Source organism: Micromonospora sp. DT231, assembly GCF_049847025.1.
Lineage (GTDB): Bacteria > Actinomycetota > Actinomycetes > Mycobacteriales > Micromonosporaceae > Micromonospora.
On record NZ_JBNCNO010000004.1, the window covers coordinates 230,220 to 245,036 of the forward strand.

At 72.9% G+C, this 14,817-nt stretch carries 13 protein-coding genes; 5 read left to right on the forward strand and 8 right to left on the reverse strand.

Annotation, left to right across the window (positions count from 1 at the left end; all coding sequences use genetic code 11):
- Nucleotides 1–210: 210 nt before the first annotated feature.
- Nucleotides 211–1,413 carry a hypothetical protein gene (locus ACPXBU_RS12520; RefSeq protein WP_425758159.1) on the reverse strand — a complete coding sequence of 401 codons (1,203 nt, stop codon included), beginning with the start codon at nucleotides 1,411–1,413 and terminating at the stop codon, nucleotides 211–213.
- Between the two features lie 98 nt (nucleotides 1,414–1,511).
- Between ACPXBU_RS12520 and cofD the strand changes: the two genes are divergently transcribed.
- Both cofD and ACPXBU_RS12530 read left to right on the forward strand, forming a co-directional pair.
- Nucleotides 1,512–2,459 carry a 2-phospho-L-lactate transferase gene (cofD, locus tag ACPXBU_RS12525; RefSeq protein WP_393366622.1) on the forward strand — a complete coding sequence of 316 codons (948 nt, stop codon included), beginning with the start codon at nucleotides 1,512–1,514 and terminating at the stop codon, nucleotides 2,457–2,459.
- On the forward strand, nucleotides 2,456–3,541 hold the full coding sequence (locus tag ACPXBU_RS12530) for a coenzyme F420-0:L-glutamate ligase (RefSeq protein ID WP_425758160.1): 1,086 nt from the start codon (nucleotides 2,456–2,458) through the stop codon (nucleotides 3,539–3,541). Before cofD ends, ACPXBU_RS12530 begins: the two co-directional genes overlap by 4 nt.
- Before the next feature lie 202 nt (nucleotides 3,542–3,743).
- Here ACPXBU_RS12530 and ACPXBU_RS12535 read toward each other — a convergent pair whose 3' ends face one another.
- Both ACPXBU_RS12535 and ACPXBU_RS12540 read right to left on the reverse strand, forming a co-directional pair.
- Nucleotides 3,744–4,742 (reverse strand): winged helix-turn-helix domain-containing protein, encoded by a 999-nt coding sequence (locus ACPXBU_RS12535; RefSeq protein ID WP_425758161.1) that lies wholly within the window; start codon nucleotides 4,740–4,742, stop codon nucleotides 3,744–3,746.
- A 286-nt stretch (nucleotides 4,743–5,028) separates the two neighbouring features.
- Nucleotides 5,029–6,075 carry a hypothetical protein gene (locus tag ACPXBU_RS12540; RefSeq protein ID WP_425758162.1) on the reverse strand — a complete coding sequence of 349 codons (1,047 nt, stop codon included), beginning with the start codon at nucleotides 6,073–6,075 and terminating at the stop codon, nucleotides 5,029–5,031.
- A 54-nt stretch (nucleotides 6,076–6,129) separates the two neighbouring features.
- On the opposite strand from ACPXBU_RS12540, the gene ACPXBU_RS12545 reads away from it, so the two are divergent.
- Nucleotides 6,130–6,723, forward strand: a complete 594-nt coding sequence (locus tag ACPXBU_RS12545) for an NUDIX hydrolase (protein WP_425758366.1) — start codon at nucleotides 6,130–6,132, stop codon at nucleotides 6,721–6,723.
- Here the strand turns inward: ACPXBU_RS12545 and ACPXBU_RS12550 are convergent.
- Nucleotides 6,692–7,783: a mannose-1-phosphate guanylyltransferase gene (locus ACPXBU_RS12550; protein ID WP_393366615.1), complete on the reverse strand. Its 1,092-nt coding sequence runs from the start codon at nucleotides 7,781–7,783 to the stop codon at nucleotides 6,692–6,694. The two genes, ACPXBU_RS12545 and ACPXBU_RS12550, sit on opposite strands and share 32 nt — an antisense overlap.
- Nucleotides 7,784–7,844: 61 nt before the next feature.
- Complete coding sequence (locus ACPXBU_RS12555; RefSeq protein WP_393366613.1) at nucleotides 7,845–8,990, reverse strand: glycosyltransferase family 4 protein; 1,146 nt, start codon at nucleotides 8,988–8,990, stop codon at nucleotides 7,845–7,847.
- A 154-nt stretch (nucleotides 8,991–9,144) separates the two neighbouring features.
- Here ACPXBU_RS12555 and ACPXBU_RS12560 point away from each other — a divergent pair, with 154 nt between their 5' ends.
- Nucleotides 9,145–9,834, forward strand: coding sequence for a TIGR03089 family protein (locus tag ACPXBU_RS12560; RefSeq protein WP_425758163.1), 690 nt, complete (start codon nucleotides 9,145–9,147; stop codon nucleotides 9,832–9,834).
- Between the two features lie 192 nt (nucleotides 9,835–10,026).
- Here the strand turns inward: ACPXBU_RS12560 and ACPXBU_RS12565 are convergent, their stop codons facing one another.
- Nucleotides 10,027–12,021, reverse strand: coding sequence for an acetoacetate--CoA ligase (locus ACPXBU_RS12565; protein WP_425758164.1), 1,995 nt, complete (start codon nucleotides 12,019–12,021; stop codon nucleotides 10,027–10,029).
- A 148-nt stretch (nucleotides 12,022–12,169) separates the two neighbouring features.
- Complete coding sequence (locus ACPXBU_RS12570; RefSeq protein ID WP_204943434.1) at nucleotides 12,170–12,688, reverse strand: acyl-CoA thioesterase; 519 nt, start codon at nucleotides 12,686–12,688, stop codon at nucleotides 12,170–12,172.
- Between the two features lie 23 nt (nucleotides 12,689–12,711).
- Here ACPXBU_RS12570 and ACPXBU_RS12575 point away from each other — a divergent pair, with 23 nt between their 5' ends.
- Nucleotides 12,712–13,386: a hypothetical protein gene (locus tag ACPXBU_RS12575; RefSeq protein WP_393366608.1), complete on the forward strand. Its 675-nt coding sequence runs from the start codon at nucleotides 12,712–12,714 to the stop codon at nucleotides 13,384–13,386.
- Between the two features lie 39 nt (nucleotides 13,387–13,425).
- On the opposite strand, the gene ACPXBU_RS12580 is transcribed toward ACPXBU_RS12575, so the two are convergent.
- On the reverse strand, nucleotides 13,426–14,730 hold the full coding sequence (locus ACPXBU_RS12580; protein WP_425758367.1) for a multidrug effflux MFS transporter: 1,305 nt from the start codon (nucleotides 14,728–14,730) through the stop codon (nucleotides 13,426–13,428).
- Nucleotides 14,731–14,817 lie beyond the last annotated feature (87 nt).

A 14,817-nucleotide genomic window follows, 5' to 3' on the forward strand; every position in this document is an offset into this window, starting at 1 on the left:
GCCCGCCCTGCCAGTCCCGGCCCGCACCGTGAGAAACGGCCCACCTCGGCTGGGTCGGCGACGCTCCGGCGGGGTGACGGTGCCAGTTATCTCCCTGGCCGGCACCTCGTGCGATCCGCCAACACGATGATCAGGTGACGAAAAGTAGGTGGCCGGAACGCTGCCGACCTACTTTCCATCACCTGATCATGGAGCCACCCGGAGGTCGAGTCAGCGGGGCTGGTCGGGCTTGATGTGCTGGGTACGGTCGTCGTCGTCCGGGTTGGCGGGGCGTCGAATCGCCTGCGTCGGGTCGGCGGCGGCCGAGTCGGCGGGGCGGGGAATCGCCTGCGTCGGGTCGGCGGCGGCCGGGTTGGCGGGGCGGGAGATCGCCTGCGTCGGGTCGGCGGCGGCCGAGTCGGCGGGGCGGGGAATCGCCTGCGTCGGGTCGGCGGCGGCCGAGTCGGCGGGGCGTCGAATCGCCTGCGTCGGGTCGGCGGACTGGCGCGGGATGGCCTGCGTGGGGTCGGCCGACGGCGGCTGCCCGAACGGCGGCCCGGCCGGGGCCGACGGCGCGGGGTTTACCGGCGGGGCGGACTGCGGAAACGGCGGGGCGGACTGCGGGGCAGCCTGGAACGGCGGGGCCGACTGCGGGGCAGCCTGGAACGGCGGAGCCGACTGCGGGGCGGCCTGGAACGGCGGGGCCGACTGCGGGGCGCCCTGGAACGGCGGGGCCGACTGCGGGTGCGGCGGGGCCGACTGCGGGGCCTGGAACGGCGGGGACGGCTGGGCGTACTGGCCGGCGAACTGATCCGCCGGGTAACCGCCGGGCTGGCCCGGAGCGGGCCACCCGCCCTGCGGCTGGCCACCGGGCTGCCCCGGGGTCGGCCAGCCACCCTGCTGCTGCCAACCCGGCTGCTGCGGTTGGCCGTAGACGCCCGGCTGCGGCTTGGGCCGCGGCACGTAGTAGTGGGCACGCCAGATGGTGTAGACGACCCAGGCGGCGACCGCGAAGATCACCATCCAGGCGAACCGGGTGAGCACACCGAGGAGAGCGTCGAGCACCTCGGCCTCGGCCAGCTGGCCCACCGTCCAGATCAGCAGGGTCAGCGTGCCGAAGATCGCGCTGACCCCGTACTCACCGAGGGCCACCTGCGTGATCAGCTTGGCCTTCGGCACCACCGGTGAGATGTGCGTGGCCAGCAGCACGGCCAGCAGCGGGAGACCCACCGCCGCCAGCCCGACGAACGTCTCGAAGGCACTGCCCGAACGATCGGTGAAGGAGCCGTCCGGGGCGATCCACCGGAGCAGGCCCACGAAGAGGAACACGGCGTTGGCGCCGAGCAACGCGAGCGCGGCGAGTTCGCGTAGTGGCTTGGTCAGCTGACGGGCCTGCGCCGCGTCGGCGGACGCGGGCTCAGCGGGGCTGGTCACGAGCTCCCCCTCGGGGCATGAGCGGACAGGGCGCACGTGAGCCTAGTCTCGTGGGCCACCGGCGGATCGGAGGCATCACGTGCGCGAGGATGGTCGTCATGCACATCGTGGTTCTGACCGGCGGCATCGGCGGCGCCCGGTTCCTGCTCGGCGTCCGGGCGTACGCCCGCGAAGTCGGCGCGGAGGTGACCGCCGTGGTCAACGTCGGCGACGACCTGTGGCTACACGGGTTGAAGATCTGCCCCGACCTGGACAGCGTCATGTACACGCTCGGCGGCGGCGCGGACCCGGAGCGGGGCTGGGGTCGGGTCGGCGAGAGCTGGACGGTCAAGGGTGAGTTGGCCGCGTACGGGGCGCAGCCGGACTGGTTCGGCCTCGGCGACAAGGACATCGCCACCCACCTGGTCCGCACCACAATGCTCAACGGCGGTTACCCGTTGAGCGCGGTCACCGAGGCGCTGTCCACCCGGTGGCAGCCGGGCGTACGCCTGCTGCCGGCGACCGACGACCGCCTGGAGACCCACGCGGTGGTGGAGGACGAGCAGGGGCAGCGGGCGATCCACTTCCAGGAGTGGTGGGTCCGACACCGGGCCGACATCCGCACCCACCGTTTCGTCTTCGTCGGCGCGGAGACGGCGAAGCCGGCAGCCGGGGTGCTCGACGCGATCGGCTCTGCCGACCTGGTGTTGGTCGCTCCCAGCAACCCGGTGGTGAGCGTCGCGCCGGTGCTGGCCGTACCGGGGCTTCGCGAGGCGGTGGCGGGCGGCCCGGCGCCGGTGGTGGGTGTCGCACCGATCATCGGCGGCGCGCCGGTGCGCGGGATGGCCGACCGCTGTCTCGCCGTGCTGGGTGTCGAGTGCAGCGCCGCCGGGGTGGGCCGCCTCTACGGGGGCCGGTCGGACGGCGGCCTGCTGGACGGTTGGCTGGTGGCCGACGAGGACGCCGGCACTGTGGTGCCCGGGGTGACGGTCCGCGCGATGCCGCTGCGGATGACCGACGAGGCGGCGACGGCGGCCATGGTCCGCGCCGCGGTGGAGTTGACGTGAGGCTGGAGATCCTGCCGGTGCTCGGCATCGGCCATGTGACCGAGGGTGACGACCTGGCGGCGATGATCGCCACCGCCGCGCCGTGGCTGCGCGACGGGGACGTGCTCGTGGTGACCAGCAAGATCGTCTCGAAGTCCGAGGGGCGGCTTGTGGACGTCCCGGCGGACGGGCCCGAGCGGCTGGCCGCACGGGACGAGATCCTGGCCGCGGAGACCGCCCGGGTGGTCGCCAGCCGGGGGCCGACCCGGATCGTGCAGACCCATCACGGTTTCGTGATGGCCTCCGCGGGGATCGACGCGTCGAACGTGGACAAGACGCAGCTCGTGCTGCTGCCGGTCGACCCGGACGCGTCGGCACGAGCACTCCGTGACGGGCTGCGGGAGCGCTACGACCTGGACGTGGCCGTGGTCATCAGCGACACCATGGGCCGCCCCTGGCGCAACGGGCTCACCGACGTGGCTCTGGGCGTGGCCGGGATGTCGGCCATCCGCGACCACCGGGGCGAGGTGGATCCGTACGGCAACGAGCTTCAGTTGACCCAGATGGCAGTGGTGGACGAGCTGGCCGCCGCCGGCGAGCTGATCAAGGGCAAGTGCGATCAGGTCCCCGTCGCGGTCGTGCGGGGCTACCTCGCCGCCACCACCCCGGACGACGCCGGTGGCGCGCGGGCGCTGATCCGCGACGCGGCACAGGACCTCTTCGCGCTCGGCACCGCCGAGGCCCGCGCCGCCGGACTCGCCGACGCCGCCACCCTGGCCGATGGTCCCGGCCCCACCCCGGCCGACCTGACCGCGGTACGACGGGCGATCGACGCGATCGCCGGGGTGGTCGCCCCCGGCACGGTCTTCACACTTGTCGACGAGGCCGAGGTACGCGCCGGACTTGTCGCCGAGATGCCCGGCTGGCCGGACGGGGCCACCCTGCTGCTCGGCTCGGCCCCGACACCCGTCGACCCGATCGGCCTGGTTCGCTTCGGCGCCGACCTGCACCGACTGCGCGTCGCCCTGGCCGCCCAGGGCGTCGGGTCGACCCTGTTGCCGCCACCACCCGGCAGCCCGGCGAGCGCGGCCCTCGCGCTGTGAGACACGGCCGGGTCGCCCGTCCCAGGCGAGCGGCGCTCGCGCTGTGAGACACGGCCGGGTCGCCCGTCCCAGGCGAGCGGCGCTCGCGCTGTAAGACACGGCCGGGTCGCCCGTCCCAGGCGAGCGGCGCTCGCGCTGTAAGGCACGGCCGGGTCGCCCGTCCCAGGCGGCCCGGCGTGCTCGCGCGGTGACCTGTGGCGGGTCAGGCGTCCAGCATGGCTCGGCCGAGCGGGGTCAGCGTGTGCAGCACGCTGTTGCGGTCCCGGTGGCTGACCAGCAGGCCGGCGTTGCGCAGCACCGTGGCGTGTTGGCTCGCCGCCGCCGGTGAGATGTTGAGCCGGCGGGCAACCTCGCCGGTGGTGCAGCCGTCGTCGCTGGCCTGCAACACCGCCGCCCTGGTGCGGCCCAGCAGCGCGGCGAGCGAGTCGCGGGGGGCAACGGACCGGGCCGCCCCGGTGCCGTCGACCGATGCCAGCCCGCCCAGCCGGTCCACCCGGTAGACGAGCACCGGCGGCAGGGCCGGGTCGAGCAGGGCGACCGGCGTGTCCGCACAGAAGAACGACGGCACCAGCAGCAGCCCTCGACCGTCCAGGTGCAGCTCCCGGCTGTGGGGGTAGTTGCGGACCTCCAACACCCCGCCGTCCCAGCGCATGGCCGGCCGGAGGCTGGTGAGCAGGCCCTCGACACCGCCGTCGAGGAGCGCCCTGGCCCGGTGCGCCCGGTCCGCCTCGACCGCCGACTGGATCCGGCTCCAGTACGGGTTGATCGCCAACGACCGGTAGTGAACCATCGAATCGGTGAGGTGGTGCAGCACCGTCACCTCACCGCGGGCCAGCGCGGCGGCCGAGGGTGGCAGCCGGTTCTCGGTGGCGAGGACCCTCAGGTCTCGTTGCAGCAGCCCGGTCGGGGTGCTGCGGAGCGCGTCCAGCCCGGCCTCGAAACCGTCGACGCTGGCGTACGGGGTGAGAAAATCCGGGAAGTAGCCGCGTGGCGGGCTCAACGCGAAGAGTAACCTGAGCTGATCGGAGGCGACGTCCTGACGCAGCCCTCGGGACACGGTGCGCCGCCAGTGCGCCGTCAACGGGTCGCGGTTGCGGCTCTGCAACGCGTGCAGGCTGAGGACCAACTCCCAGACCGGGTCCGCCGCCGGCGCCACCCGGGTCCGGAGGATGTCCTCCCCGGAAAAGTGGATCTTCAGCATGGAGCGCTCCAGTGTCGCCAGCAGGGGGATGCCGGGTGACAGTTTGACTCTACCCGGACGGCACTAATCTCCATCTTTAAGCCAGGACTGAAAAACCTCGACGTCGCGGAAGCGTTTCGACATGCTTCCAGAGCCCGAACACCGCGCCGGCGTGTCCTCGACGCGCCGGCTCAGGGCACCGGGTCTGGGGAGGCCCCGGTGATCGGGCGGCACCACGAGGGTCTGCGGCCCTTGCTCCGCAGAGGTGCCGTCCGGTCATCCAGCCTCGCCGCCGCACCCGCTCGGCTCAACCAACCCAGAGCGCGACCCGGTGATCCTCGTCCGTGACGTAGAACGGTCGCCCGTCCAGCTCGGCCAGCCCCTCCACGTGGTGGAACGGCGCCAGGTCCCGCACCGGCTCCCCGACCAACCGGCACACGTCGTCGGACGCGGGGGCCGGGAGTCGGAAGCGGACGTGCCGAGACGTGACCTCACCGCCGCCCGGGTGGTCGTCGAGCAGCACCGACCCCTTGCCCAGCGCGTCGATCGAGCCGATCACGGCCGCGTAGCCGCCGTCCGGCGTCGGGGTGATCGCACGGAACCCGGTCAGCTTTCCCGGCGGGGTGACCCCGGTCAACGCGTACGCGCGCAACGCCACCGGCCACGCCGGCTCGGCCGCGAACATGCCCGGCACACCGGCGACCTCCACCAGGATCGGCTCACCGGCGTCGGTGACCGGGAACCGCAGCCCGAGCAGCACCGTCCCGGCCGGTGTGAAGGCGGCCGCCTCCACGTTCACCGGTAGGTCGTCCGCGGCCAGCCGGCTCACCCAGCGTTTCTCCCGGGCGGTCCCCCGCGCCAGCGTCTCCACGATGAACCGCGCCCGCACCCGGTCCCCCGGCGGCAACAGGGTCAGCGGCGACCCGGCGAGGGCGTCGTTCACCGCCCGGTGCAGCCGGAACGAGTTGCGCACCACGTGCACCGACACCGGCCCGGCCGCCGCGTCGTCCTCCCGGAAGCGGGCCACGAAGGCGCGCCGGGGACGCAGCGGGCCGGCCTTCGAGCCGAAGTGGGAGCCGAAGACGTACACCCAGCCGTCGTGCTGGGCGAGCGCCTCACCATCCTCGGTACGCCCGTTCTCCGCGCCGGCGTCCGCCAGCACGTGCCGGGCCGTCCACTCGCCGTCATCTCCCTGCAGGAGCAACGCCAGGCAGCGCTCCACCGGCCCCTCGTCCAGCACCGTCCAGAAGCCCCGCCGGGCGCCGTACGCGCGCAGCAGCGCGGCCGACCGCACCGGCAGCAGATCGCTTGCCTCGTTGCCGGCTACCACGAATTCGACGAGTCGCAGGTTCACCGGGCCAGCGTACGGAGCACGCGCTCGTACAGTGTCGGGGTGCCCGACACCCCGATCACCACCCACCCGACCGACCCCGAGGCGTACGCGCCACTGCACGCCGACGCGATCTCGCTGCTCGAAGGCTGGCAGCCGACCAGCCCGGCCGCCGCCACCGCGAGGGACCGGTCCCTCGCCCTGCTCGCGGCCGGACCGATCGCGATGAGCCGACAACACCGCCCCGGGCACATCACCGCGAGCACGCTGGTGCTGGACGCCACCGGCTCGCGGGTGCTGCTCTGCCTGCACGTCAAGTTCGCTCGTTGGGTGCAGCTCGGCGGGCACTGCGAGCCGGTCGACCAGACCCTGGTGGCCGCCGCGCTTCGCGAGGCCACCGAGGAGTCCGGGATCGCCGGCCTGCGCATCGACCCGGTGCCGATCGACATCGACGTGCACGAGGTGCTCTGCCAGGGCGGCTCACGCCACTACGACGTCAGGTTCGCCGTGGTCGCGCCGCCCGGCGCGGTGGAGCAGGTCAGCGACGAGGCCGAGGAGCTGGGCTGGTTTTCGCCCGACGACCTGCCCGAGCCGTTGGCCGGCGGGACGGCGCAACTCGTCGCGCCGGCCCTCGCGGCTCTCAGACGTAGCCCTCTTCGCCGCGCGCCTTGAGCTCGTCGACCAGGGCCTTGACGCCCTGGGCGCGGTCGCGCGGGCAGACCAGCACCGCGTCCGGGGTGTCCACCACGATCAGGTCGCGCAGCCCGAGGACCGCCACCAACCGACCGGACTGCGGCACCACCACCAGGTTGGCGCTGTCCCGCAGGAGCACCCCGGGCTTGGCGTCGGTGCCGAGCACCACGTTGCCCGCCTCGTCGGCCGGCAGCACCTCACCCAGGGTGTGGAAGTCGCCGACGTCGTTCCACCCGAAGTCGCCCGGCACGGTCGCCACCCGACCCGCGGTGGCCGCGCCCTCCATCACCGCGTAGTCGACGGAGATCTTCGGCAGGGTCGGCCAGATCGCCCCGAGCACCTCGTCCTGCTCGGGGGTGCCCCAGGCGGCGGCGATCGCGGCGACGCCGGCGTGCAACGCCGGCTGCTGGCGGGCCAGCTCGGCGAGGAAGACATCCACCCGCCACACGAACATGCTCGCGTTCCACAGGTGCCGGCCGGAACGGACGTACGCCTCGGCGACCTCGGCGCCCGGCTTCTCCTTGAACTCGGTCACCGGCCGCCAGGGAGCGCCGTCGGTCTCCTCGCCGGTCTCCAGGTAGCCGTAGCCGGTCTCCGGACGGGTCGGGGTGATCCCGACCGTCATCAGCATCCCCTGCTCGGCCCCCCGGACCGCCTCCTGGACCGTGCGCACCCAGCTCCCCGGGTCGCCGATCAGGTGGTCGGCCGCGAAGCTGCCCATCACCGCCTCCGGATCGCGTACCGCGATCACCGCGGCGGCCAGCGCGATCGCCGCGCAGGAGTCCCGGGGGGACGGCTCGACCAGGATGTTCTCCTCCGGCAGACCGGTCAGCTGCCGGGCCACCGCCGCGACGTGCGCGGCGCCGGTGACCACCAGGGTCCGGTCCGGTGTGGTCAGCGGCGCGAGCCGCTCCACGGTCGCCTGCAGCAGCGAGGAGCTGGTGCCGGTCAGGGGGTGGAGGAACTTGGGGTGGCCGGCGCGGGACAACGGCCACAACCTCGTGCCGCTGCCACCTGCCGGAATGACCGCATAAAGCATCCGCACATCATGCCCGACGTACCTGCTGACAGTGGCACGGGTCACCACCAGCGGCCCGGGGTCAGGAACGGGCGCGACTCCACGCGGCGATGTGCACCTCGGCGCTGGACTCCCAGGTGAACTCCTTGGCCCTGTCGAAACCCGCCTTCGCCAGCGACAGCCGCCGCTGCTCGTCGTCGAGCAGCGCGGCCAGGTCGGTGCCGATCTGCTCCGCGTCCTCCGAGGTGTACGCGACCGCGTCGCCACCCACCTCGGGCAGCGAGAGCCGGGGCGTGGTCAGCACCGGGGCGGCGCACGCCATGGCCTCCAGGATCGGCAGCCCGAACCCCTCGCCGTAGGACGGATAGGCGGCGACAAGTGCGCCACCGAGGAAGCCGGGCAGGTCGGCGTAGCGCAGGTAGCCGGGGCGCAGCAGGCGCAGGTGCGACGGGACCTCGGCCACCGCCCGGTCGATGTCGTCGTCGTGCCCCTGCCCACCGGCGATCACGAGGGCCGGCGGCTCGGCCCGGTCGGACACCGCGCGCGCCCAACCACGGATCAGGTTGGGCACGTTCTTGCGCGGCTCCTTGGCGCCGAGGAAGGCGACATAGCTGCTGTTGCCGAGCCCCAGCCGGGCGCGGACGCGGGCCTTCTCCTCCTCGGTGGGGGCGTGGAAGGCGGCCTGGTCGACACCGTGGTAGGCCACGTCGATCCGTGTCGGATCGGCGTCGAGCAGCCGGATCAGCTCGTCCCGGGTGGCCTTGCTGGGCACGATCACCCGGTTGGCGCGGCGCAGCGAGGTCTTGATGGCGCTGCGGAAGAACGTGCGGCGGGACTTGTCGTAGTGCTCCGGCTCGGTGAAGAACGTCGCGTCGTGCACGGTGACCGTGACCGGACACCCGGCCCGCAGCGGGCAGGTGTAGAAGGGTGAGTGCAGCACGTCGGCGCTCACCTGCTGGGCGAGCAGCGGCAGGCCGGTCTGCTCCCACGCGAGCCGGGCCGGGCGGTGCGCCACGGCGGCCGGGGCGGGGATGATCTCCGCGCCGGGCAGCATCCGGGTGTAACGCTCCAGGTCGGTGCGGAGGCTGACCACCGCCAGCTCCACCCCCGACCCGCACACCTTGCCGAGGGCACCGAGCAGACCATCGACGTATCGACCGACGCCACCACGGTCGGCGGGGACACTCGTGGCGTCGATGAGCACGCGGGGCGGGCGACCGGCGGTCACGGGGCGACTCCTTGCACTGGCGGGTCTGTGGGGAACAACACTCCGGGGGTCAAGCCTACGCCGGAGCGCGGGGCCGACGCTGACTGCGACCCGACGGTACGCCGACTTGTCATCGTCATCGAGTACGGCCCGCAGGGGCGTAAAGTTCGCGCCGATGGCCGACAACATTGCCCGGGTGTTCGCCGACGCGATCGCGACCGACCCGACCCGACCGCTCCTCACCTGGTACGACGATGCCAGTGGTGACCGCACCGAACTCTCCGGCGCCACCCTGGCGAACTGGGTGGCGAAGACCGCGAACCTTCTCGTCGACGAGGTCGGCCTCGCGCCGGGCACCAGGGCCGGGGTGCTGCTGCCGCCGCACTGGCAGACCGCTGCGGTGCTGCTGGGCTGCTGGTCGGCCAAATTGAGCGTCATCGACACGCCCGGCGACGTCGACGTGCTCTTCGCCGCCGCCGACCGGTTCGACGAGGCGCAGTCCTGGTCGGCCGACGAGCGGTACGCCCTCGGGCTGGCCCCGATGGCCGCCCCGCTGCGGCAGGTGCCACCGGGGTTCGCCGACTACGTGGTCGAGGTACGCCGGCACGGTGACCACTTCAACCCGCAGCCGGGGCCGGGCCCCACCGACGAGCACCTGCTGGCCCGAGCCGAGGCCCGCGCCGCGGAGTTGGGCATCGAGCCCGGCGCGCGGGTCCTCGTCGACGCCGCCCGCTACCCGGACCCGGTCGACTGGCTGCTGGCTCCCCTGACCCGGGCCGCGACAGTGGTCCTCTGCGCCAACCTCGACCCAACCCGCCTGACGAGCCGCCACACCATGGAGAAGGTCACCCAAACCCTCCCGTAACCCCACCCCGCCCCGCCCAGCCCAGCCCAGCCCAGCCCAGCCCCGCCGATCTTGCACTTTCTGTCGCCAGAACGCGTGGAAATGCCCCTTATGCTGGGACAGAAAGTGCAAGATCGCGTGGGGTGGCCAGGCCAGGCCAGGCCCGGCCCGGCCAGGCCAGGCCAGGCCAGGCCCGGCGCGGGACGGGACGGGTCAGGTCGTGGCTCGGCGTTGGGCCAGGGCAGCGAAGGCCGTGAGGGACTCGGGGTTGGCCAGGGCGCCCTTGGCCGCTGCCTGGTCGACAGGGGTGCCGGTCAGGATCTTCTTGACCGGGACCTCCAGCTTCTTCGCCGACAGGGTGCGGGGCACCGCGCGTACCTGGTGGATCTCGTCGGGTACGTGCCGGGGCGACAGGGCGGTGCGCAGCTCGCGGCAGATCGTCTTCCGCAGGTCGTCGTCGAGTGCCAGACCATCAGCGAGCACCACGAAGAGCAGCAGCTCACCGGCACCGCCCTCGTCGTCCTCCAGGTGTACGACGACCGAGTCGACCACCTCGTCCAAGCCCTCGACGACCGAGTAGAACTCGGCGGTGCCCAACCGCACCCCGCCCCGGTTGAGGGTGGCGTCGGAGCGGCCGGTGATCACGCAACCGCCCCGCTCGTTGATGGTGATCCAGTCCCCGTGCCGCCAGACGCCCGGGTAGACGTCGAAGTACGCCTCGGAGTAACGCACGCCGTCCGGGTCGTTCCAGAAACCCACGGGCATGCTCGGCATCGGCTCGGTGATCACCAGCTCGCCCAGCTCGCCGAGCACCGGGGTGCCGTCGGCCGACCGTGCCTCCACCTTCGCGCCCAGCGCCCGGCAGGCGATCTCGCCGGCGTACACCGGCAGGAGCGGCACCCCGCCCACGAAGCCGGTGCACACGTCGGTGCCGCCGGAGAGCGACTGGAGCTGCGCCCGGTCGCTCACCGTCTCGTACACCCAGTGGAAGCCCTCGGCGGGCAGCGGCGCACCTGTCGAGCCGACGCCGCGCAGCGCGGACAGGTCGGCGACCTCGCGGGGCACCAGTTGGGCCTTGCGGCAGGCCAGCAGGAACGGCGCCGAGGTGCCGAAGTACGTGGTGCCGGTCTCCGCCGCCAGCCGCCACAGCCCACCGAGGTCGGGCTCAGCCGGCCGGCCGGGTTCCGCCCGGACCGCCGGGTTGCCGTCGAAGAGCACGATCGTCGCGCCCACCGCGGGGCCGGAGACCAGGAAGTTCCACATCATCCAGCCGGTGGTGGTGAACCAGAAGAACCGGTCGGCCGGGCCCAGGTCGTGGTGCAGGGCGAGCATCTTCAGGTGCTCCAGCAGGATGCCGCCGTGACCGTGCACGATCGGCTTGGGCAGCCCGGTGGTGCCCGAGGAGTAGAGCACGTACAGCGGGTGGTCGAACGGCACCGGCGTGAACGTCAACGGCTCGTCGGTGGGCGCGGCCAGCTCGTCCCAGCCCAGCGCGTCCGGTGCCACGGCGGACGGGTCGAGGTAGCCGATGCCGACGGTGTGCCGCAGCGACGGCAGGGCGGCCCGGATCGCGGCGACCTCCGCGCGGCGGTCCACCGCCTTGTCGCCGTACCGGTAGCCGTCCACGGCGACGAGCACTGTCGGTTCGATCTGCTGCCAGCGGTCGGTGACGCTGCGGGTGCCGAACTCCGGCGCGCAGGACGAGAAGATCGCGCCCAGGCTGGCGGTGGCCAGCAGGAGGACGTACGTCTCGCCGATATTCGGGGCGTACGCCGCCACGCGGTCACCGGCGGTGACGCCGAGCCGGCGCAGCCCGGCCGACACCCGGCGGACCTGCTCGCGCAACTCCCCGGCGGTCAGCGTGACCGGCGCGCGGGTCTGCCCGTGCGCGATCACCACCGGGTCGTCGTCGGCGCGTCCCGGCATCCGCAGCACGTTCTCCGCGTAGTTGAGCGTGGCACCGGGGAACCACCTGGCGCCGGGCATGCGCCGCTCGGCCAGGGTGGCGGTCGGCGGGGTGTGCGCGACAACCTCGAAATGGTCCCAGATCGAGCGCCAGAACCCGTCCAGGTCGGTGGTGGACCAGCGCCACAGCGCGTCGTAGTCGGCGAAGTCCAACCCGCGGTGCTCCCGCAGCCAGCGCAGGTAGCCACCGATCCGGGACCGTTCCCGCACGTCCGCCGGCGGCGTCCACAGCATGTCACCCACTGCTCCACCCTCCCCTGGCCCGGCACGACTCTGTGCCTGGGCCGTGGCGCCATCTTGCCCTACCTCGAAGCGCCATTCTGCGCACCGGGTACGGCATCCGATGCGTGCCCGTCCCACATGCCCCGGTCCCGACCTGTGTGGCCGCGTGTCAGCCGGCGCGGTGGGCCTGGATGGCGCGGCGGCGGGCGAGGCGGTGCGCGCGACGGATCTCGGCCTCCTTGTACCGGCGCTCGTCCTCCGCCGTCTCCGGCAGCACCGGACGGACCACCCGAGGGGCCCCGCCGACGTCCACGCCGACGAAGACCAGGTACGCGGTGGCCACCCGGACCGGAGCGTCCTCGGCCGAGTCCCACCGCTCGGCGACCACCCGCACGCCCACCTCCATCGAGGTCTGACCGGTCCAGTTCACCTGCGCGTGCGCGTGCACCAGGTCGCCGACCCGGACCGCCTCGGAGAAGACGATCTCGTCGATCGCCGCGGTCACTGCCGTTCCGCCGCTGTGCCGGGCGGCAGCGGCACCCGCGACGTCGTCGACGAACTTCATCAGAACCCCGCCGTGCACGGTGCCGTAGAGGTTCACGTCCACCGCAGTCATGATCTTGCTGAGAGTGACGCGCGAGTACGACGTCGGCTTGCCGATCGGAGCGGCGGAGAGGTGCTCAGTCATGTCGAAAACGGTACGGTGCGCGGATGCGACATCTCTGGAGCTTCCTCGCCGGGCTGGTGGTGGCGCCCATCACCTGGGTGCTCGTCACACTGGGGCAGGACGGGTCGAGCCGGACGGTCGACCGCTGGGTGGAGACCGGCACGTTCAACACCGCCAACCTGATCGAGCCAGCCGTGTACCTCGGTGTCGGCGGCGTCTTGCTGGGCCTGCTCGGCACGCTGCGCTTCTCGCCGCTCGGTCCGCTGGTGGCCGGATTGCTGCTGGTCACCCCGTACATCGGGATGTTGACGGCGCCCTTCGCGGTACGCGACGCGATCCCGCACGGGTGGAAGGTGGCCGGCGACCCGTTGCCGCTGCGGCTGCCCGTGGAGAACGGCACACTCTTCCTGATCGGCCTGCTGCTGCTGATGGCGACCTTCAGCCTGCAGCGTTGGCGGCAGTGGCCGCGCCCGGCCGCCGAGCCGGCCGTGGCGCCGGTGCCCACGCCGGGCGCCGGCCCCCGCGACGACGACTTCACGCTCACCGACTGGCCGTCCCCCACACCCGCGGAACGCGACACCGCGCCGCTCACTCTGGGTTACCCGACCGAGCCGACACCGACCGAGCCGTTGCCGCGCCGGGTGGGTGGCGAGTCGCCGTGGTCCGCCCCACCGCGCGGCCAGCCGCGCCCGGAGGACAACACCACGGAGATTCGCTGATCGTCGGGCGGGCCGGGCAACCGGCCCGCCCTCCTTCTTCTAGTGCAGGGCGACCGCCAGGTCCGGGTCTACCGTGCCGACGCCGGCGCGGGGCACGACGAGGACCATGACGACAAGCGCGGCGGCCATGCCGCCCGCGATGACGATCGCCATCGGTACGCTCCCGGTGCCGAACAGGCCCGCGAGTGGCGCCGAGAGCGCGCCGACACCGAACTGCACGGCGCCGAGCAGCGCCGCGGCGGTGCCGGCGGCCTCGCTGTGCCGGCTCATGGCCAGCGCCGGCGCGTTCGGCAGGGCGAGGCCGGCGGCGGCCAGGACCAGCCACAGCGAGGCGAGCAGGGTGCCCAGGCCACCGATGCCGGTCGCCGCGAACAGGACGAGCAGCAGGCCCGCCGCCGTTCCGGCGATCAGGGCGCTGACCAGGATCTGCTGCGGGGTGTAGCGGCGCAGCAGCCGCACGTTGAACTGGGTGGCCCCGATCAGGCCCACCGCGCCGGCCCCGAACGCGATGCCGAACTGCTGCTCGTCGAGGCCGTACTCCTGCTGGAGCACGAACGACGATCCCGAGACGTACGCGAACAGGGCCGCCATCGCCAGCCCGGCGACGAGCACCAGCCCGACGAACGCCCGGTCGTTGAGCAGCCCCCGGTAGTCGCGCAGGGTCGCACCGATCCCTCCGTGCCGGCGACGCGCCACCGGGAGGGTCTCCGGGAGCCGGAGGGCGGCCACGACGATCAGCAGCGCGCCCAGCACCGCCAACGCCGCGAAGACGCCCCGCCAGTCGGTCCAGCTCAGCAGGCCACTGCCGAGCGTCGGCGCGAGGATGGGCGCCAGACCCATGACGAGCATCAGCCGGGAGAAGATCCGGGCGAACGAGGCGCCGCTGAACAGGTCGCGGACCACCGCCGTCGCGACCACGGTGGCGGCGGCGACACCGAGCCCCTGGAGGACGCGCAGCCCGCCGAGCACCTCGATGTTGGGTGCGAAGACGCACAGGACGGAGGCCACGATGTGCGCGGCCAGCCCGGCCAGCAGCGGCACCCGCCGCCCGACCACGTCGGAGAGCGGCCCGATCAGCAACTGGCCCAGCGCGAGGCCGACAAGCGTGCCGGTGAGCGTCAACTGCACGGCGGTCTCGGTGGTCTGCAACCCTGCCGTGATGGCGGGCAGCGCGGGCAGGTACATGTCGATGGTCAACGGCCCGATGGCGATCAACGCACCCAGCACGAGGACGAGTTGCACACGCTGACGGTTGGTCATCAGGTCACCGGGCAGCACCTCGGCGGGGGTCTCCGGTGGTGCCGCGGGGGTGTCCGGTCCGGTCTGGTCCACCAACTGTTTCATCATCTCGATCTCTCTGCGGAAGCTTGTACGTCGTCACGGCGTCAGCGCGTCCGCAACTGCCCGGGCGTGTGTCGGCAACGCCCGGAA